The following is a 19,488-nucleotide window of genomic DNA, read 5'->3' on the forward strand; positions in this document are numbered from 1 at the left end:
AACCCCACACAAACAAAAACAAACACAAACACACACGCCGACAAAAACACCACCCCACCCACAGCAGCCCAAATAAACCCCAGCCCAACAACCACAAGCCAACAAACACGGAACACCAGAGAAGGGGCCGTCGTCTAGCTTGGTAGGATGCCAGCCTGGGGACGCACCCCGCCGCCCCCAGGGCGGGCGCCAGAGCGCTGGTGGTCCCGGGTTCAAATCCCGGCGGCCCCACCATTGCTAAACAATTAAACCCTAATCTCCTCCTCGTTCTCCCTGGCGTTTGTGTAGCTTCGGGCTCTTGCCGTCTCTCCTGTCTTGTTGTGGTTTTGCAGCGGCTTTGTGGTTGTGACTGGTTGTGCTGGAGAAGGAGGACTTCTTTCCCCGGGGCCCCGGGGAGCTGCCACCAGCTACCGCGGGGTGTATCGCGTCGTATCTGGCTCTGGGCGTGTGTCGGGTGCGCGTGGTCTTGGCGTGTTTTCTCGTGGCCTAGGGGGCTGGGGTGCCGAGGAGGCCGGGGCGAGGTGCAGCGTGCTGGGCTTGCTGGAGGCGTGGCCTGCGAGGCAGCTTGGCGTCATGGCTGGCGTGGAAGCGGTGCCTAGGCCGAGTGGTAGGGGGTTTGCTGAGGCCTGTGGGCTTCTGGCGTTCGTCTACGGCGACGGCGTGGTGGAGGTGCGTGTGAAGAAGACTAGGGTGCTGGTGGTGGCTAGGGTCAATACGCCTAGGGTTGCGACGCTGTTCGCCGGGGCTCTACGGATAATGGTGTTCGCTGGGAGGAGGAGTATGGGCTCTGCGTTCTGCTCTGATGGCCGGCCGGGGCTGAACATGTGCTTCAAGGCGCCGCTGGATCTTGACGCGCTGAGGAGCCTAGGGCTCGGCGGCATCGCTGAGGGCAAGGCCGGTGTGCGTAGCGACCTAATGCGGTGCCTGGAGTCCGGCTCCGGGGCGCTCTACAGCGTGGTGGCGGGCTCATCGACAGCGAGGGGCATGTGCGCTCAAAGGCGAGCATTATAGAGATAGGTATGAAGGATGCCGAACTCCTCACGGCCCTCTACGAGCGGCTCCGCGGCGAGGGCTTCAACGTGGCCGGGGTCAGGGTGCGCGGCGACGGGGTGGCTATGCTGAGGCTGTCGCTGAGCACTGCGGACGGGGACAGGGCCCGGAGGCTAGTCAACGCCATCTACGAGCCGGGCAAGAGGCTGCTGGCTGCGAGGATGCTGGTACCGAGCTGGCCCGGCGCGGCGGCCCCTACGAGGAGGCCGTCGAGGCAGTGCGGGCCATAGCCCGGCGGCTAAGGGCGGCGATGTACAGGGAGAGGGCTGGCTGCAAGGAGTGCGCGGAGACGGTCAAGCACGAGGCCCTAGCCCTGGCCTCCACGGCCCGGTGGGCCGACGAGCAGGGGGAGGACCAGCCCCAGTCCTCCCCCTCCCACAAGCCACACCATGCACAGCTCCGTGCGGGGTGCTGGGTCTATGCGTGCCCAGCTGCAGGCTAGCGAGGAGACCTGTAGCCTCGCAGTCCGGTTCCTCGACCCGCTCCCCGAGGCCGCGAGGCGGGCCCTCGAGAAGGGCGGGCTGGCCCGGCTACGGCTCCGCGGGAAGTGCTTCTCGGGTGTGCTCTACCTGGCGGGCCGCCTCGAGGGCGACGTGCTGGCTGCCGAGGTGTTCCCTGTCGGCGGCGAGTGCCGCCTAGGTGCCTCCACCAGCTGCACCGTCGAGGTAGAGGAGCTACGGGCCGTGGGCCTCGAGGAGCTGTGGCGGGGCACCCGCGGCCTCATCCCACCGGCAGTGGACACGCTGGAGCTCCTCGCCGAGGCGGGCGCGGCAGCCGCGGCCTACGCTGGGCTCTCCACGTGGCCGGCGTGCGACGAGCCCATGCTCTGGGAGGCGCGCGTGGACGGCGACTGCCTAGAGGTCGAGGGCCCCCTCCTATGCACGCCATACCTCCGGGCAGTGCTCGAGAAGCGCGGGGACGAAGAGGCCTCGAGGGAGGAGGACGAGTGGGTGACTATAGCCCAGGGTGTAGAGCTGAGGGTGTGTAGGGATGGTGTGATACGGATCCGGTAGCTGTTTCTTGCTCCACTAAACGTAGACATGATACGTAGTATTACGGGGGAGGCTTGCCCGAGAGAATGGCAAGCCTGATTGCGTAGAGAGGTTTGTATTGGTTACCGGTTATTCACGGTACTACCTGGCTAATATCTTATCTTAGCCGCCATATTGACGCGTAGTTGACCAGGCTGGGTCTCAGTCTTGACTATAGGGGGAACAGCTACGGAGAAGAATACAAACATAGAAAGAAGGCTTACAAATCTTGTGCGCGACAGAACTGCATTGAGGGCTCTCCTGCACGCGGTGAGTCGGGTCGAGGAACTTAACCACTCCGAGTTCCCGGTGGCCGTGGAAGCCGTGGGTCTAACTGGCTCAGCTCTACGCATAGAGGATGCTGGCGATATTGATGTGGTGCTTGCTTGCCGCCATAGAGAGGAACGTATGAAGGAATGGTGGGAGTTCGACCAGATACTACGGAAGAGCGTACTTATGCTACTAGAGATGGCCTATGAGCTTAGCTACGAGACCGGCAGGGCCACGATGGAGGCCTTGACCAGGATATATAGAGCAGAGCTGCTAGAACTAGGGTTCAAGGAGAAATGGCTCAACAACTGGCTTCCTTTTCTCACCATATCCTGGCTACGCTATGTAGCTAGGCTCCCCGCCGTGCCCCGACTAAGGCCAGTAGGGCTCCTAGATAGGTTTGTCAGAAAGGGGTGGAGCGGGAAAAGACTCGAGATACATGTAGACCCACTTGACGAGGGCTGCAGGTCGTCAAGACTAGCTACCGGCGTACCCTACATCGTGCTGTGGAAGAGGGGCCAGGGCTTCGTAGAGCCTAGCAGAGAGGAGCTAGACCGTTTCCTACGAGCCGAGCATCAGAAACTAAAACACCTCGTAAAAGCCCTAATTGAGCGGGACGTTTCCACTCTTCCCACAGCCTACATGGATATCCTAGGAGCCCTAGAAGCAGAAGAGCCCGTCTGCCCACCCTTCACGCCGCAGGAATGGTGTACGGCCACGGCGAGGCTCTACAGCGAGGCCAAGCGCCTACTAATCCAGCGCTACAATTACCTCGTAGAACTAGCAAACACAGAACACTGTGACACAAGAGAGCTTTCAGAGCTAAACAGGAAGCTGTCAGCTACACTCAAGGAGCTAGAAGCCCTAAGCTACATAGTAAACACGTTATCCAACAGCCGCGCACTAGATAAAATAGTAGAGAACATAATATACGGCGCGAAGTCTAAGGCGTCCTTTGGGTCGTTTCTCCAAGAGCTAAAGAATTACCTTATACGCAATGGCTCTAGAATAGGAGTGAGACGCAAACACCTCCATAAACTCCTAGAAGACTTAACCAGTAAGGCAACTACCATCACATCACCTGGACGCTAGGTTACTTGATATACTGCTACATACTTATTAGTGAGCGGCTCCATTCTACATTTATGTCATCAACATTGAAGCCCAGGGTATGCATTGCTGCTGCACTCTAGTGTTTCAGTATGAAATAGAAATTTATATATCTCAGGCCTTATAGCTTTGTGACGGATTCCCTTGCCGTGCACATGCTCCCCTATACTACACAATTAACTCCTATTATGCCCGCTCTGGGAAGCTCGTTAGGAATGTGGCGTTGTTCGCTGAATGCGCGGCTCCTGCGGTTATCGTGGGGTGGCGTGTCTATGCTAGAGGCTATGCCTGGGTTACGTGTATGGATATCTTTGCAAGGCATCCGTTATGGCTCCGCAGCTTCTTGAGGGTGTCTTCTACTCTGTGGTCGGTAGTTAGTAGTACTATTTCGCTGGCATTGCTCGTTATTTCTCTCTCTAGGGTGCAGAGGCTTAGCAGTACAGCTACGTCCTCTCTATCCTTTAGCTTGGATTGTTCTGCTAGCCGTGTGGCAGTTCGTGCTAGTGCTGTATAGTCTTCTCCTACACCGATTGTACAGCCCAGAGTGTTCTCCAAGTAGTGGTTCAGTACATGCTCTATGCTCGCTGCGAGGGAGTGTATGGGTCCCGTTGACGAGGCGGCGCGCAGCCAGAAGTAGAGGGTGTCAAGCAGCCCAATGGTGTGCCGTGTGTTATCTAACAGTACTAGCAGCTTCTCTAGGAGGAGGCCTGCGCTCTGTCTCGGAGAGGGTGCGGTGTGGATGGCCCGTAGGGCTGTGTAGAGTAGAACATCCTCCATGCCTTGCCGCGCCGCTTCGAGGAGCCTGAGTGCTTGCTGTATGCTCTGCCTGCGGCTATGACGGGGAAACAGTGTTAACACGGCTTGCTTAATGTTCCTATAGTTCTCTAGGAAGTACCGTATGCTGTTCTGGAGCCGGTGCCGGAACACTTGGAGCACTGCACGGGTGACGATGCATCGGCCACCACTGGTAAGCTGGGCTAGATGGGGAAGGAGTGGTGCTCTGGCGTACACCCCTACGTCGAGGGCGTAGAGCTTCAAAGCATCTGGCTGGCCTCCTCTAGCCTCTGGAGCCCGGCGAGGTGCTCGGCTAGTATCTCCTCGGCTACCCGGGGTAGCTGCTTGACTATGTCTAGGCGCCTCTGCCTCGCTAGTACGGCTAGTGCTGCTAGGAGGGCTACGGCTTTTCGCGAGACATGTATGTGCTCCACATGTTCTACGGAGGTGAGGTATAGTGTCTTGACCGCTGTCAGCGTCATTAGTATCGGCTCTATCTCGGCGAGTTCGCGGCCGCCAGTATAGCGTCTATAGACGTCCTCATACAGCTCGTCGACGCGTGCTGCGAAGAGCCTAGCCTGTTCCCGGACGTAGCTCTCGACATCGATATACTCGAGAAGGTGCTTAATGCTTTGGGTCTCCTCCCCCTGTGTGAGTTCCTCTATAATCTCCTCGGCTCTCCTGACAGCTTCCCAGCCGCTGCACGGCGTGGAGGACGTATAGCTCTCCTCCAGGCGCTCTACTAGCCGGCGGGCTAGCTCTCGGAGCCGATGCTCCACCTCCTCCCGGATAATCTCCTCGTGCTCCTCCGGCTCCCCCAGCACGCTGCCTAGCAGGCTAGCGCCTAGCAGAGCCTCGGGCGCCGTGCTACTGCTCAAGCTCTATCACCTCCCCCAGCCTCTTCCCCCGAACCTGTGGGAGGCTGTAGACATAGCGTATGAGTTCCTCGAGGCTGCGGCCCCGCCACCAGCTGGCAACCCTCTCCACAGCCAAGCGAGCATCATCATCGAGTGATAGAGCGGCGGGCCTCCGGGCCGCCCGGTACTCTATCTTGCGCACCGTAAGCGTCCAGACGTCGATAATCCTCTCTACGTCCACGAGGCCTTGCTCCTCCAACGCATCGAGGACGTCGAGCACCTCCCGGGAGAACGGCCCATAGTGCCAGCGTAGCCAGTGGAAGAGAGGCTTCCGCCCCCTCCGCGCCAGCTCCAGGTCAACCAGAAACATCATCTTAACTATCTCTGTGCGCGATGCGGGCCTCCCCAGCACCTCTAGCAAGTAATGAACGGCTGCCTGACGCCTATCCAACCTTGGCACAAGCTTATCCCCACACGCCCTCCTGTACTACGGGTACTCATATAACAAGTCTTTTATTTATTCACCTATAACAGTCTAGCGGGCCGGTTTACACGGCACATACTCCACACCACCCGAACATAGCTATGTGGGGCCTAGGACACGCATAGCGGTAATACTGCTCTGGTTATTGTATGTTAGTGTATGTTAGCGGCGTCGCTCTGGGCGGGGCTCTGCGCCTCTAGCCTGGTGTTGTGATTTCTGCTAGTACTGGTTTTGCTCCTGCTATTCTTGCTACTGCCTGTCCTCTGGGGGTTGAGGAGTAGTGTGGCTAGCTCGGTGCGTGCCTCGGGTCTGGGTGCTAGTTGTTCTGCGAGGCGGTGGGCTGGCTCGGTGCCTGGCTGGCGGTGTGCTATGATTGTGTGTAGGTTGTGTATGTGTGGGGCTGGGTGTGAGGCGACTAGGATTAGGCGGGTGTTCTTCTTCCTGGCTTCGAGGAGTAGCTGCTCCATGGGCGTGGCTGGGGCTGTGGTGTTGTGGGCTTCCTCGACGGCGAGGTATAGGAGGGGGTCTTGGCCTGGGCGGCGGTGTTGCTGGAGGTGGGCGGCGACGGCGTGGGCGTAGAGGCTGCGGCTGCGTGGCGGGAGCCCGCTGAGGTCGACGGCGTATACCCGGCTTGGCCTGGGCTCGGCTGGGTCGAGCTTCTTGCCGGGCCCGGACTTCAGGAACTCTAGGACTGGGCGGAGTGCCTGGAGCCTCCGCTGTAGCGCGTAGATGCTGTTCCTCACGTCGCGGGCAGGCACGCTCTCGGCTCTCTCCTCGAGGGCTCTTAGGACTGTGTGTATCCGCCGCCGGGTCGTGGAGAGGGTCTTGGCGAGCAGGATGTGCATGAGGGGGCTTAGCTGGTAGCTCTCGCCGAGCACGGCTAGGAGGCTCTCGAGCGCCTCGGCGGCCTCGCGGGGGTCCGGGGCGCCTAGCAGGCTGGCTCGCAGCTCGCTGGGCTCGAGGGCCTCGTCGGCCGTGTCGGTGTGCTCGCCCTCCCAGTCGAGGATGACAACGGAGGCGCCTTGCCGGGCCAGGGCGCGTGCGAGGGCCTTCAGCGTGGTGGACTTGCCAGAGCCCGTGGCGCCGAGTATCCCCGTGTGGCCGAGGTCTACGGGGGCCCGGAGGACTGCGCGGCGGCGGCCGCCCGGCCCCAGCACGTAGCCGACGGGGGCGCCCCGGGCCCAGGGCTCCCGGGTGGAGAGTAGTGGCCAGCCCAGCCCCCGGGCATGGCCATGGACCATGGGAAGCTGCGGCCGCGGCACAGCTCCGGCACGTCGCCGGCCTCGGCTACGCGGCCCTCTAGGAGGCTGCAGAGGGCCGGCTCCGGCTGGCTGCAGCCTCCCTGGCCCCTGGTGAAGGCTTCCCGGGCCGGGGTACCCGGCTCCATCCTCAGACTGGAGCTGGGCGGCAGGGACTACTTTGTCGGCCTAGGAGCTCTCTCCCTGGTGTTCTACTCCAGGCTCCACCAGCTCTGCAGCGTAGAGCGCAGCGTCGGCTGCTTCGAGCACTGCCTACACCGGTGCAGGGCCGGGGCGAGCGACGGCGGCGCGCTCCTCGTCTACACGGTGGGGCCCCGCGGGGAGCCACGGGGGCTCGCCGTCTGCCCAGCATGCATAGCTCTGAGGGACAGCATACTGGGAGGCTTGTGGAGCTTCCGCGAGGCCTCGGAGCGGGCCTGGCGGCTACACCTCGAGGCCCGGGCGAGCTGCTCTAGCAGCTCCCAGGCCCTGGAGAGGCAGCCCTCTACCGCGAGCACCTCGCCGCAGACGACGCCGCAGCACATGCTCCCGCTCCGGCAAACCAGCATCCTGGCCTCTTCGTCGTCTACGCCGACCTCGCTTCGGAACGCCTCCTCCCACCTCTCGGCTAGGAGCTTCCCCAGCCCCTCGTTAGGGCTCAGCCCGCCCCCGGGTAGCAGAGTCCCCTGGGGGCCCCAGACCGGGGTAGCCGAAAACGTACCCCTATCCTCCGGTGGCAGGAGCCCGGGGCTGCTAGGGCTTTAGATTCCAAGGCCTAAGCGACAAGGTATATTACGCACTTGCTGCTAAGAGGGTAACTATAAGGGTGCTGCGGTCTTGGCGTATGGTATTGCTGTAGTTTTGTCCCAGCTCTGTGTGAATGCTTGAGTTCATGAATCTTGTTCTCGGGGGGGGGGGGGGATGAATGGATACACATCGGAGGGAAGAGCATAAGGGAGTCTGTTATAGTGGCGGTCTATACGAGCTGATGCACCGTTTTCAAGGCACAGCATTGGAGAGTATTGATGTGCCAGACGAGATCATTCATGCCATACGTACTGCGTATACTGTTATAGAAGGCGATTGTGAACTGCTAGAGAAAATACTAGTACGTGTTAGGGAGGTAGCTAGAGGAATCAACCCGGACGCGCACGACGCCTTTACCGCCCTGCTACAAGGGCTTCTCTCAGCCGCTGATAGCCATAGGATAAGCTTGATGTGGAATGAGGTCAATATTGAGATAAAGGATGAGGAACAAAGCGGTAGGAGGCTCAGCGTTACTATCCGCGGCATACCTAAGGAGGCCTTAATTACTCTCAGGATCTATAACACTTAGAAGGAATCAATCGGGCACCGTGGTGGGTGAATAGCTGCGTCGCAATGGAGTCTCTCTAACAGGTTTAGTCTCATCAACGCTTGTCGAGCGGGCTTGTGGAGCTTCCGGACTGCAAGGCTATATGGGGGTTAATATAGGGGTTATGGAGAGTGATGCCATAATATGCCTAGGCTGGAGGTATTGTAGTCCTCACCATACCTTCATATTAGGCATCTCGTGACTTTCGTAATGCGCTACAGTGATGGCATGCCGGCAACTGCAATGGGGCAGTCTTGATTCATGGCTCCATAGTTCCTCCTGGCTCTGGTTTACATAGGGCTTGCGGGCTGTGTGAGATAGTAGAGATTTGTAGCTTAGACCTTCTAATAAATGTGTACATGTGTTACGTAGAGAAGTATTAAGATATAAGCTGAACAGCTTCATAAAGCCATGATAGTTGGATTAATGCCTCTAAGTTATGTTGTTTTTAGTAGCATGTTGATAACATTGTTGCGGTACCTAATGGAATTTCAGTAGAAGCTAGCATGTTTTTTTCTGTACTGCTATTGCAAGATAGCGCTGCAATTCACGGTAAGCCTTGGGGCAGTCGAAGCCTAGGCTCTTCCTATAGTGCTTACACCGTTTTCTACACTCGACGACGAAAGGAAGTATTAGTCTCCCATGTACGAAAAGTATTATCTTATGGTGCTCAGTATGTATCGTTAGCGGTAGTGTTTTCGAGATGCTTTTGAGGGCGAGCTGGATGCCTTCGCGGAGGTAGTCTGGTGGTATCCCGTACCCGGAGGCGATCTCGTCTAGGGCCTCTGTGATGCCGGTGCCGTCGCGTATGTGTGCTAGTATCGCGTCTTTTAGTAGTCTTAGTACGTGTATGGAGGCTTCGTCGAATTTGCAGATTGTTATGCTTGTTAGGTCTAGTCTCCGTTTCTCGGCCTCGAGGCCTAGGAGGTATAGGAATCCGAGTAGCTCCTTGGCTGTGACTTGGAAGCCCCAGGCGTCGCTGATGCATCTTGCTAGCGTGCCTGCGGTGATTAACCTGCTGGTGTAGAGTGCTATGCACCCCTTGGCGGATAGTGCTAGGCTCCCCTTGTTGGACTCTATGGGTAGGAGGACGCGCTTCTCTACTAGCTTCTTTGCCTTGCGGTAGACTGTTGCTGTGTTTATGTGTGCTAGGCGTGCTATGCGGTAGGGTGTCGCTGTGCCGGTTCTGAGGTACCAGAGTAGTATCCTCTTTTCGTTATCGTCCATTTCGGGTATTAGGCGTTGCCACAGCCTCTGTACCCTCTCTTCGAATGCATCGAGGGTTTGCATATTCCACCTCCTATCGCTACCCAATTGTCTTAAGTAAATGCCTAATTAATACTTGTTGATAATAGAGTCTTCTCAAAAGCCTTGAGAATATGTTCTTGGCGAGCATAGTCAATATTTGCTAACATTCTAGATAATAAAATGAATTAGATTCGATGGTGGTGATGGCTACCAACCTGGAGTCCGGCGATGGTGTCTAGGAGGGAATTCGTAAAGAAGACCATGCTAGTCGTCCTAGGAGGCCTAGCAGTATCGCGCCTAACACCCCTAGCCCGTGCAGCCGGGGAGGCCGCGGGGCAGGAGGCTCCATCACTCCCATGGCCCTACGTAGAGCTGGACCCGGAGGAGACCCGGAAGCTAGGCCACCTAGGGTACTACATGTTCGAGTGCGCGGGCGGAGCCTTCTGGGCGATAACAGTCCAGCTCAAGGAGAAGATAGGCTACCCGTGGACCCTCCTACCCATACCATCGCGTGAGGAGGTCATGAAGGCCCTGGAGGAGGGGAGGCACATCCCCGGCCTCATGCAGTATGGCTACGGCGGCGCCGTGGGCTGGGCGAGCCTATGCGGCTCGCTGAACGGCGCCCTCATGGCGATAAACATGGTGCTCGGCGAGAAGGCGGAGTGGGACAAGATAGGGAAGCTCTTGATGAGGTACTATGAGACTACGCCTCTGCCGACTGAGAAGAGCAACGAGTACGCGGTTAAGGGGGAGTTCTACGTCAAGAAGCTCAAGAGCGACAAGTGGCTCCCGCAGAGCGTGAGCGGCTCAGTACTATGCCACGTATCCGTGAGCAAGTGGTGCCGGGTCTCCGGCTACGCGAGCGGCTCCAAGGAGAGGGCGGAGCGCTGCGCCCGCCTAACCGGGGACATAGCGGCTAGGGCGGTCGAGCTGCTAAACGCCTACAAGCGTGGCAGACTCGAGGAGGTAGCAGCTTCGCTCACACTGTCACCCACTACTGCTAGCTGCCGTGTCTGCCACTATAAGGGCAAGGACTATGAGATAGGGCAGTTCACGCGCGGCTACATGCAGTGCGAGAGCTGCCACACCGACATGAGGCCCCACGCTCACACCTTCGTAGACATAGCTAGGCCTAGCAGCGAGCCCGCGGAAGAGGCTGGCTCGTCTAAGGGGCTCCTCGCAGCCGGCGCAGCAGCTGGCGCAGCCATAGGAGTGGTAGCTGGTGCACTAGCATCCTCGAAGAACAAGGAGGAGCGGCAGTAGCGAGCCTAGCTGAGCCATGTTGACGGCGTAGGGGGGTGGTTAGTGGTTTGTCGGCGCGCTCCAGCCTCGGGAGCCTCATAGGGAGCCTAATAGGTACACTCGTACTGCTCGGCTTAGGCTGGCTACTCGTCTACAAGTACGCCATAGAGGTGCTACTCCGGGACGGTGCTGTGAAGCTCCAGGAGATAAGCAGTATAAACCTGTCCAGCACCCTGTGGTGGCGCAGCTTCATAGCCGTAGCCTTCGACGTACTCATAATAGTGATAGCTGTCATCGGCACGTGGTGGGTGCTAGCGAACTTCATCGTAGAAGCGCGCGAAGCCGGTAAGTGGAGGAGGTACTACAGGAGCGAGGAGGCGAAGAAGGACAAGTGGGTGCAGAGGCTCTCCCTCTGGCAGCGCCTCCAGCACCTATGGATGATAATAACGTTCACAGTATGTGCTGTGACGGGTATGGCTGCGCACCTGGACGTGCTGGCGCCCAGGCAGACACTACTCACGATACATGTATACTCGGGTATAGCCATGGGGCTACTAGCTATCATACACTTCGCACAGTATACGACGATGGCGCTGATAGCTAAGGCCCGCGGGGAGAGCCTACGCGAGAAGTTCCCGATGCTAGAGATCTATAGTAGGAAGTTCATACGCGGCGTGGTAAAGACCCTGCTGAGGCCCTTCAACCCGAGGATGAAGCCGGAGCCCTTCGGCAAGTATGATCCAGAGCAGCTCTTCGAGTACTGGGGCATCTACTGGGGTATGGCGGTACTAGGGATACCAGGTGTAGCGATACTGTTATACGGCCCCGATGTGCTCGGCGGAGTCCTCTGGGTCATGCACTTCAAAGAGGCGATACTAGCTATAACATTCATACTAATGGTACATATAGCATACACGCACTTTAGGCCGAAGATATTCCCAATGGATCCAACATTCATCCATGGCAAGATGCCGGTGAAGCGGGCTAAGGAAGAACACCCCGAATGGATACGTGAGCTAACGGGTTCGAGTGACCCAGCACTTACAGCCGATGATAGCAAGTAAGAATAGTACATAGTCCCGTACAAGGCTGAAATATTTTAATATTTTTATTATATATGTTTATGCTAAAATGTATGTTTGCTTAGAGTTTTGGGTTTGATTAAAGTTGGGTTCTAGTAAGCTGTGTGTGGGGTACTAGATATTTGGGGGACCTTGAGGAGAGTATTTCACTGGCTACGGAATATCGTACACGGGCTTATGGCATTGTCGGGAAATGGTGTCTGCTATGGCCAGTACGCCAACTAAAATCCGTAGCACACAGAGTGCTCCCGGGGGGGGGGGGGGGGCTCTGTTATAGTGGCTGCTTGGCGACGTTGCTTCAACACTACGGGATTTCAGATATTCTTAGCAGAGGGCGCTTCGATTTAGGCTTCATAACACTAGGTATAGTCAATGTCTATGTTGAGGGTGATTGTAAACTCTTCCGGAAATTTATGAAGCGTATCAAAGAACGTCTAAATATGTTAAACGTTATCTCGCTAGAGACCGTTTTTGAAGTATTTATGAGTGATGCGAAACGGTGTGTTGTACGTCTTATGTGGAATGAAGTCATTATAGAAGTGGAGGAAGCCTATTCTAGCTCCCGCTTTCAAATGATAGCCCGTGGTGTTCCCTTGGATGTACTGCTTGTGATTAAAGATGAATGTGTACGGCATTTGGCCATGAAGGCTAGCTAGATGCTTCCTCTAGCCTTGATATGCAAGACATGGAGCGTTTCGCTCTTTAGGGTCCCCCGGCCGTCTCGGATTGCATGGCTGAGGAACTAAAAATAGGCCTATATGCTTTGGAACCAAGGGTGAGGCTACCCTGGTCAAAAGGAAGCGTGGGAGGAGAGAGGAGGAGAGTAAGAAGGAGATACCTCTTCCGAATCAAGAAGAGGGTACCATGCTATGTGTAGTGGTTAGGCTCCTCGGTGCAGACCACCTACTCATTAGGTGTCAGGATGGTGTCGAGAGGAAGGCGCGTATCCCGGGGAGCCTCCGGCGCCGCATGTGGATGCGGGAGGGCGACATAGTGCTCGCGGCTCCCTGGGACTTCAAGCCGGATCGTGCTGACGTTGTATACCGGTACTCCCGGGAGGAGCTCCGTAAACTAGTGGAGAAAGGTATTGTGCCGCAGGAGCTGCTAGAGCTAGCAGAGGAGCTAGCCTAAACGCCGGTGTATAGGTGTCAGGGCGCGAGAGATCAGCTACCTCAGTTTTTACGTTGCCAGGCCTTATGTCTAGGCTCCTTTCCTGCCAGCAGGAGCTTTGGATACCTAGTTGCTTTCTGGCCTCATTTACGGCTACTGGGGCTCCCCGGCCTCCCCGGTGTTATAGCCGCCCCAGCAGGGTGGCTAGAGCCGCCGGCTGAGCATAAAACCGGGCCCGTGGTGTGTAGCGTTGGCTCTACGGCGTGGCGCGGCTACGGCCTTGGCCGCCATTATCGCAGCTGTCTTCCTGGCTAGTGTGGCTGCGGGTCTCTCCCGGCTGGCGCTCGCCAAGTATCTGCGCGACGATCTCGGCGCGTCTGCGCTGCTGGTCTCGAGCCTTACTAGCTGGTTTATGGGTGCGCGGGCGTTCTTGTCAGTATTCTCCGGCTTTGCTGCCGATGCTTCCCCGGCTGCTCGGAGGCTGTTCCTCTTCCTGCCCCTAGTACTGATAGCCGTCATCGTCTACGTTATCCCCTCCCTGGGGTCGCCCTCGGCCATAATACTGCTCAACGCGGTGTGGGGGTTCCTGAGCGGTGCTCTGTGGCCGGTCACCCAGACAGTGGCGGCGGTGCTCGCGGCTCCCTGGAGTTCCACGATCATGTCGGTGTACTTTGCCTCGGGGAGCCTCGGCGTCTCAGCGGGGCAGTATCTCTATGGCTTGTTGCCTCTCAGCAACCAGGACGCGGTCCGGCTATCAGCCGGGCTCTTCGCGGCCTCGGCGGCCGTTATGGCTTACGCGTCCCGCGTTGCTCCCCCGGCCGGTCCTCGGGCGGGGAGAAAGGGGCCTGGCCGGAGCCGGCTACCAGACGTGCTGAGTGATGGGCTAGCTGTGTGGATACTCTTCTCGGCCCTCGCTGCCGGTTACCTCTCTGGCCTCCTCAAAGAGTTCCTCTACATCTACCTCGGCGAGGTCTACGGGCTAGACCGCCAGGCTCTAGCATCGTCGCTCGCCCTAGCAGGCGTGGTCTCGTTCGTTGCTGGGCTCGCCGTCGGCCCCCTAGCGGACCGTGTAGGGGTGGCCCCGGTGCTCGCAGCAGTACTAGCCATGGGGCTCGTGGGTAGCCTAGCTCTAGGCCTCTCCCCGAGCTTCCCTGGGGCTCTCCTGGGGCTCGCCCTGGCGATGACGGCTGCCCGGAGCAGCCTGCCGCTCACCAGGAACGCGGCGGCCTTCACAGCGGGCCTCCAGGCCACCCTCGTAGGCGCCTCGAACGCGTTCTCGAACATAGGCCACATGGTGAGCCCAATCATAGCAGGACGGCTCTACGACACGCTCCACGGCCAGACCCTGGCCGGGCTCCGGGGCGAGGCTACGCCGTTCCTAACAGCTGCGGTGCTGCTCGCAGTCACGCTAGCCCTATACCCGGCGAGCGCTAGGCGGCGGCATGGCGGGGAGAAGAGCTAGAAACCGGCTATAGGGGACCGGGACTAGATGCCTGATCAGCCTGGCGGTCTGGCCGATATTGCTAGGCGGTAGAAGTTATACCTGAGCATACGCACCTTGTTAGAAGGCGTAGTCTACTCGGGGTACAGCTGTTCGGGGTGTTGACTGCTGGGTGGCCGGCGCTATAAACGGTTGAAGGATAAGGATCTCTTCGAGACTGTGGAGGAGGTCTGGGACCGGCAGACGCTTCTCGCAGCCTACGAGGTCATGAGGCGGCTCCGGCTAGATCGGTTCGCGGGCGTGCTGAGCGCGGGTAAGGAGGCCCGGGTCTACCGGGCGATCGGGAGGGATGGCCGCGAATACGCTGTCAAGATATACCTCACTGTGACGGCGGAGTTCCGGAAGAGTATACAGAAGTACCTGCTCGGCGACCCCCGATTCGAGAACGTAGACACGAGCAACACTAAGAAGTTATTCTTCGCCTGGGCTAGGAAGGAGTTCCGCAACCTTAAGAGGATGTATGAGGCCGGCGTCCGGGTACCTCAGCCCTACCTAGTCTACCAGAACATCATAGTCATGGAGTTTATTGGCCGCGATGGGCTCCGGGCGCCGACGCTCCACGAGATAAGGCACGAGATCGAGCCGGATGAGGCCGAGCAGCTGGCCTGGGAAGCCCTAGAGCAGTACACACGGATATACTGCTGCGCTAGACTCGTTCATGCCGACTACAGCGAGTATAATTTAATGTATATCGACGGTAAACTCTATGTCATCGATGTAGCGCAAGCGGTGGCTCTGAAGCATCCTAATGCTGAGGACTTTCTTCGCCACGACGTGGAGAACATATACAGGTTCTTCGCTAAGCAGCTAGGAGTGGAGCTGCCCGAACCAGAGGAGTTGCTAGAGCGGGTGAAAGCATGCAGGATACAGTGCCCCGAGAAGAGAAGCGAGTAGAGCAGAAGGCTGCTGTGCCGGGCCTGCTAAGGCTCTACGCTAAGCTGCCCCCAGAGCGGGTAGGCGTACTCATAGGCGAGGGAGGTAAGGTCAAGACCGAGATAATGAAGCGGACCCGCACCAAGATAACTGTGGACAGCACCACGGGCATGGTGATAATCGAGCCGGAGTCCCCGGACGTACCACCCTTCATGGTGATGAAGGCCCAGGAGATAGTGAAGGCCATAGCCTACGGGTTTAGCCCGGAGAGGGCGATGAGGCTACTCGATGACGACCAGATACTAGTAGTAGTGGACCTCAAGCAGTACGTGGGAGACGCGCCTAACCACCTCCAGAGAGTGAAGGGCAGGATTATAGGCGAGAAGGGGAAGGCCCGGAAGACCATAGAGGAGATGACTGGCACATACATCTCGATATACGATAACTACGTCGCCATAATAGGTGACTTCGAGACAGCAAACATAGCAAAGCAAGCAATAGAAATGCTCATCCAGGGCCGACAACACAGCACAGTCTACAGGTTCCTGGAGCGTACAATGTTCAAGGTACGCAGAAGCCGCATGACCCAGCTCTGGGAGCAGCCCTTCTAGACCAACTTATGCCCTCTTCTCCGCCCTCTAGGGGCTGTGAAGAGGGCCAGGAAAGCCGACCCCAGGGATGGGGTGTCTCCTGAAGACTGAGCCCCCATACCAGAACAATATACTATGAAGGTTTGCTAGTTTTCTAAGATACGTGCCTGGACGGGATTGCTTCGCGCCAATAGCGAGGATAACGGCCGTCTAGTTGAACCTTCATATGATGTTCCATATGCTGTATAGACTTAGAGGATATGAGGGGAGCTGAGGCAGAGGAGGAGGGGATAACCGAGAAGAAACCGTATGATAGAAAAATGAGCTAGTATATGGACCAGTAGGTCTTCGCTCTACGTTTTAGCTGTTGAAGCTACAAGTCTTCTTAGCGGGAACAATAGTATGTATAGCAGGTACGCGACGCCTATCATCAACGCTGTTATGAACACTAGAGTTATTGCTATTACACCGGGCTCTATCGCTATCCTATTGACTACTTCGTTTAAGTTGAAGTACTTGGCTATACCCATCTCCGAGAGTATCGTTGCTACCTTGTCGCCCCCTCGAGGAGTACAATGGAGTTAACGGCACTGACTACTGCTGGTAGAGCCTCAGCAGGTATGCTGATGCCGAAACTCTGCAGCGCGTCTATAGGCACATTTCCTGCTAACACATCGGGCCAGACTGCTATGAAGAACGGGTACTGGCTGAACGCGTTAACGTATTCACCTGCAGCGATAGTGGCTAGTGCTGCTAGGCCGCCGTAGAGTAGTAGCTTGGCCCTGCTGGTGTCGAGGCTGCCCTTCGTTAGGGCTGGTAGCGCGTAGGCTAGAGCTGCGAACTGTACAGCAAGTAGCATCATCTTTAGCAGGAAGAGCCAAGACACGCTGTAGTAGGCCTTGCCGTTGCCAACATTCCAGCCGAGGTCGGCAAACACGTTGTTAAACTTGTAGGGTATGTTTTGCAGGGAGATAGCGTACCAGAGGCCTAGCAACACCATAGCCACTAGCCCGGCTATGGCTGGCTTAGCGAGCATAGTTGCTACGCGTAGCGCTATCCTCCGCTCCTCTTCGCTCTCGGCGCGGAAGAATGCCTTGTATGCGTAGGCGCCGGCAACGGCCATGAACGTGGCGGTGAACGCTGCTACTATGCTCTTTAGGTAGAGTGGTAGGAATGTCGGGTTCTTTGCTAGTGCAGCGCCTACGTCTAAGTACAGCTTGCCCTCAGCGGGGTCGTAGCCTAGGCCTGCAGGTATGTTGAGAAAGGCGAAGACTACGCGGAACCCTAGGGGTATTAGCAGTGCTGATACGCCTAGCAGTAGGCCTATCAGGTTGTGTACTGGGCGGCTCCAGCGGCCCCAGCCATACCAATATGCTGTTATAGAGAAGAAGTGTAGCGCTATGGCTAGTATCGAGAGCCCGAATGGTATCAGTGTTATGTTGCCGGCTACGCCGAGGAAGCCCGGGTAGTAGCTCAGCAGGAATACCGTGAACGCTGTACCGAAGACACCGGCTACGCCATACGTGGCGGCGTAGAACCTCATCAACGTCCTAGCGACGTCCTCGAACTCGCGTTCTCCCCGCTCTGCTCTCATCTTAAAGTAGGGCACGAGCCACGCTAGCCCTATACCGAGGTTCACCATTACCACGTGTATCCCAAATGTAAAAGCGAGGAATAGCGGCGCTAGACCAACCATATCCTAGGCCACCTCGCCTCCTTAACCCTCATACACGGTGCATGTGATGCATGAATGTACGTGGAACGTGTAGGAGCTCTACATAGGTCAAAAACCCTACATGGTCTTCGGGGGCTTGCCTGGCAGCCATATGAACCGGTAAACGGCATACGTCAAAGCTGCCAGCAGTACTATGAAGTACAGCGATACTAGCACTAGCTGCCCTGTTGACGGCGGGTTAAAGCTACGGGCAACATCAACAGTCATCACGCCGTATATGGTCCAGGGCTTCCGCCCTACCTCCCTCACAACCCAGCCCAGTGTGCTGACCACCTGCGCAGCTACAGCGGCGACAAGCGCTAGCCTCAGCAGCTGCCGGGGATACTTCTCCCGTAGCCCTAGCGTGTTTAGTACCCGGTCGGCTAGGCTCCAGTCACGGCGGAGAGCAACCAGCCCCATCAGGAGCCCGTAGAGACCTATCAGCATAGCTAGGCTGATCTTCGTGTAGTAGACGTAATGGAGCATTATCGGTGGCCTGCAATCCTCTACCGGCGGCGTGCCTGCGAGCCCGCATTTACAGTAGTCGCTTGGTATTGCGTCGTAGCTTGGCAACTGTGCTTCCGTAGAGCCGTAGGCTATGAAGGCCATTAGCTTCTCTATGCCGAGCGTCCGGGAGAGGCTGAATATGTGCTCGCTAGTACCCTCCATAGCGGCGAGCTTCTCTGGGTTCCACTGGGCTACTGCGACGCCCATCTCGTGACCGCTCACTATGCCCTGGAAAGCTATCACGATGGCTGCGAACATGGCGGTGAACTTGAACGCCTTCTCGACGTACCTACGGTAGCCTGGGTCAGTGTTCTCGGGCATCCTTAGGAGCCTCATAGTGTAGCCGGCCATAGCGGTGAAGCCAGCCACTGTCAATGCGGAGCCTATGGTGTGGACTATGCTGGCCGGGTACACGGGGCTCTTGAAGGTCACGCTCATGTAGCCGATCTTCTTCACAGTAGTCATCAGCATATAGTCTAGCACGTTCTTCACTGGTACAGCTAGTAGAGCCTGAACAGGGTTCTCCGCGCCGGCCAGCGTGGCCTCTGGTAGACCCAGTTTCTCTGCAAGTGCCCTAACTTGATCCATAGTAAGCCCACTAGCCGCCTCGACATCGATGAACCCGCCTTTAGCGAGTATACTGTCCTTTAGCGCTACACCAGTCCACGCCTCTCTGACGAGCTGCTGTACTATCCTAACCGGGATAGCTACTACCACAGAGTCTCCAGCGTCCTCGAGCACCTCTACGCCGGCTGCCTGGAGCTTAGGCACGTCTAGGAGCGCTGCAATATCCTTGGGCATGTAGACAGTTATCTTCGGGTAGCCTTGCTCGTAGAGGTAAGTACCGTCGGGCTTGTAGGCTGGCATGATGCCGGTCGGGGCAACAATGTAGCTATTGACGCTGATAATCATAGCAGCGCTGTACCAGGCGCCAAGGAAGCCTAGGAACGCTACAAGTGCTAGCGCCTTCGGGGGCAGACGCTTCCATCCATACCACAGCATATAGATGAATACTACCTCCATGATGAAGGCGAAGATCTCCATGTATAGCGGGAAGTAGATGTAGCGGCCAGCAGCCTCGGTGAGATTCGGCCAGAGCAGCACTAGGCCAAACTCGCTAGCAGTACCCGTAGCAGCACCTACAGCGAATACTATGATAAGCCCTTGGTTAGTGTATGTGCTAACCTCTTCCAGTCTTCGTCACGGCTTCGTAGATACAACAGTAGTGCTATAAACGCCATGAACGGCAAACCAATGACGTACTGTAGTATTGCCCAATGAACTTCTATGCCGATGAACGATAGGATTCTTTCGCCAGCAGCGGGGTAAGATGCCCAAGTAGCTACCGGGTTCATAGTCCTCTGGCACCTCTTGCCCGGAACACGATATTACATAAGTAAAGTACAGATTAGAAAGCACTGTCTATCGCTTTTAACCCGTGTACCGTTTACAT

Annotated in this window: 21 protein-coding genes and 1 tRNA gene; 13 read left to right on the forward strand and 9 right to left on the reverse strand. The window is 57.2% G+C overall.

Annotated elements, in window-relative coordinates; translation table 11 throughout:
- Positions 1–123 precede the first annotated feature (123 nt).
- The 5 genes from Pyrde_RS06325 (at position 124) to Pyrde_RS06350 (ending at position 3,443) form a co-directional block, all read left to right on the forward strand.
- A tRNA-Pro gene (locus tag Pyrde_RS06325) sits at positions 124–234 on the forward strand.
- A gap of 111 nt (positions 235–345) precedes the next feature.
- Positions 346–1,011, forward strand: a complete 666-nt coding sequence (locus Pyrde_RS06330) for a hypothetical protein (protein WP_156328022.1) — start codon at positions 346–348, stop codon at positions 1,009–1,011.
- Entirely contained in the window at positions 987–1,280 is a 294-nt protein-coding gene (locus Pyrde_RS06335; RefSeq protein WP_055409166.1) for a hypothetical protein, read from the forward strand. The genes Pyrde_RS06330 and Pyrde_RS06335 overlap by 25 nt, the downstream gene beginning before the upstream one ends.
- A 189-nt stretch (positions 1,281–1,469) precedes the next feature.
- The gene (locus Pyrde_RS06345; RefSeq protein WP_055409169.1) at positions 1,470–2,063 is read left to right on the forward strand and encodes a hypothetical protein; all 594 of its coding nucleotides are present in this window, start codon (positions 1,470–1,472) and stop codon (positions 2,061–2,063) included.
- 186 nt (positions 2,064–2,249) lie between these two features.
- Positions 2,250–3,443, forward strand: a complete 1,194-nt coding sequence (locus tag Pyrde_RS06350; RefSeq protein ID WP_055409171.1) for a hypothetical protein — start codon at positions 2,250–2,252, stop codon at positions 3,441–3,443.
- A gap of 300 nt (positions 3,444–3,743) precedes the next feature.
- Here Pyrde_RS06350 and Pyrde_RS06355 read toward each other — a convergent pair whose 3' ends face one another.
- The 4 genes from Pyrde_RS06355 to Pyrde_RS06370 form a co-directional block, all read right to left on the reverse strand.
- On the reverse strand, positions 3,744–4,499 hold the full coding sequence (locus tag Pyrde_RS06355; RefSeq protein ID WP_055409173.1) for a hypothetical protein: 756 nt from the start codon (positions 4,497–4,499) through the stop codon (positions 3,744–3,746).
- Positions 4,496–5,113, reverse strand: a complete 618-nt coding sequence (locus Pyrde_RS06360) for a hypothetical protein (protein ID WP_055409175.1) — start codon at positions 5,111–5,113, stop codon at positions 4,496–4,498. Before Pyrde_RS06360 ends, Pyrde_RS06355 begins: the two co-directional genes overlap by 4 nt.
- Positions 5,103–5,552, reverse strand: a complete 450-nt coding sequence (locus tag Pyrde_RS06365; protein WP_143522060.1) for a Panacea domain-containing protein — start codon at positions 5,550–5,552, stop codon at positions 5,103–5,105. Before Pyrde_RS06365 ends, Pyrde_RS06360 begins: the two co-directional genes overlap by 11 nt.
- 176 nt (positions 5,553–5,728) lie before the next feature.
- Entirely contained in the window at positions 5,729–6,817 is a 1,089-nt protein-coding gene (locus tag Pyrde_RS06370) for an ATP-binding protein (protein ID WP_055409179.1), read from the reverse strand.
- Here Pyrde_RS06370 and Pyrde_RS06375 point away from each other — a divergent pair.
- Positions 6,809–7,579, forward strand: a complete 771-nt coding sequence (locus Pyrde_RS06375; RefSeq protein ID WP_143522059.1) for a hypothetical protein — start codon at positions 6,809–6,811, stop codon at positions 7,577–7,579. The two genes, Pyrde_RS06370 and Pyrde_RS06375, sit on opposite strands and share 9 nt — an antisense overlap.
- Before the next feature lie 160 nt (positions 7,580–7,739).
- Complete coding sequence (locus Pyrde_RS06380) at positions 7,740–8,150, forward strand: hypothetical protein (RefSeq protein WP_143522236.1); 411 nt, start codon at positions 7,740–7,742, stop codon at positions 8,148–8,150.
- Positions 8,151–8,669: 519 nt separating this feature from the next.
- Here the strand turns inward: Pyrde_RS06380 and Pyrde_RS06385 are convergent.
- Positions 8,670–9,458, reverse strand: a complete 789-nt coding sequence (locus Pyrde_RS06385) for a hypothetical protein (RefSeq protein ID WP_055409185.1) — start codon at positions 9,456–9,458, stop codon at positions 8,670–8,672.
- Between the two features lie 186 nt (positions 9,459–9,644).
- Between Pyrde_RS06385 and Pyrde_RS06390 the strand changes: the two genes are divergently transcribed.
- The 6 genes from Pyrde_RS06390 (at position 9,645) to Pyrde_RS06425 (ending at position 15,835) form a co-directional block, all read left to right on the forward strand.
- Positions 9,645–10,679: a C-GCAxxG-C-C family protein gene (locus Pyrde_RS06390; RefSeq protein WP_055409187.1), complete on the forward strand. Its 1,035-nt coding sequence runs from the start codon at positions 9,645–9,647 to the stop codon at positions 10,677–10,679.
- Positions 10,680–10,726: 47 nt separating this feature from the next.
- Positions 10,727–11,722 carry a hypothetical protein gene (locus Pyrde_RS06395; RefSeq protein WP_055409189.1) on the forward strand — a complete coding sequence of 332 codons (996 nt, stop codon included), beginning with the start codon at positions 10,727–10,729 and terminating at the stop codon, positions 11,720–11,722.
- Between the two features lie 804 nt (positions 11,723–12,526).
- Positions 12,527–12,871: a translation initiation factor aIF-1A gene (locus Pyrde_RS06405; protein ID WP_055409193.1), complete on the forward strand. Its 345-nt coding sequence runs from the start codon at positions 12,527–12,529 to the stop codon at positions 12,869–12,871.
- A gap of 229 nt (positions 12,872–13,100) precedes the next feature.
- Positions 13,101–14,312 carry an MFS transporter gene (locus Pyrde_RS10450; RefSeq protein WP_180385540.1) on the forward strand — a complete coding sequence of 404 codons (1,212 nt, stop codon included), beginning with the start codon at positions 13,101–13,103 and terminating at the stop codon, positions 14,310–14,312.
- Between the two features lie 171 nt (positions 14,313–14,483).
- On the forward strand, positions 14,484–15,245 hold the full coding sequence (locus Pyrde_RS06420) for a serine protein kinase RIO (protein WP_231656700.1): 762 nt from the start codon (positions 14,484–14,486) through the stop codon (positions 15,243–15,245).
- Complete coding sequence (locus Pyrde_RS06425) at positions 15,209–15,835, forward strand: KH domain-containing protein (protein ID WP_055409201.1); 627 nt, start codon at positions 15,209–15,211, stop codon at positions 15,833–15,835. Before Pyrde_RS06420 ends, Pyrde_RS06425 begins: the two co-directional genes overlap by 37 nt.
- A gap of 332 nt (positions 15,836–16,167) precedes the next feature.
- Here Pyrde_RS06425 and Pyrde_RS10675 read toward each other — a convergent pair whose 3' ends face one another.
- From Pyrde_RS10675 to Pyrde_RS10860, 4 genes are all read right to left on the reverse strand, one after another.
- Positions 16,168–16,344 (reverse strand): hypothetical protein, encoded by a 177-nt coding sequence (locus Pyrde_RS10675; protein WP_156328023.1) that lies wholly within the window; start codon positions 16,342–16,344, stop codon positions 16,168–16,170.
- A gap of 17 nt (positions 16,345–16,361) precedes the next feature.
- Positions 16,362–17,510 (reverse strand): cytochrome ubiquinol oxidase subunit I, encoded by a 1,149-nt coding sequence (locus Pyrde_RS06430; protein ID WP_055409203.1) that lies wholly within the window; start codon positions 17,508–17,510, stop codon positions 16,362–16,364.
- Between the two features lie 96 nt (positions 17,511–17,606).
- Positions 17,607–19,229, reverse strand: coding sequence for a cytochrome ubiquinol oxidase subunit I (locus Pyrde_RS06435; protein WP_307772131.1), 1,623 nt, complete (start codon positions 19,227–19,229; stop codon positions 17,607–17,609).
- Positions 19,187–19,390, reverse strand: coding sequence for a hypothetical protein (locus Pyrde_RS10860; protein ID WP_197272654.1), 204 nt, complete (start codon positions 19,388–19,390; stop codon positions 19,187–19,189). Before Pyrde_RS10860 ends, Pyrde_RS06435 begins: the two co-directional genes overlap by 43 nt.
- Between the last annotated feature and the right edge of the window lie 98 nt (positions 19,391–19,488).

This window comes from Pyrodictium delaneyi, from assembly GCF_001412615.1.
Taxonomy (GTDB): domain Archaea; phylum Thermoproteota; class Thermoprotei_A; order Sulfolobales; family Pyrodictiaceae; genus Pyrodictium; species Pyrodictium delaneyi.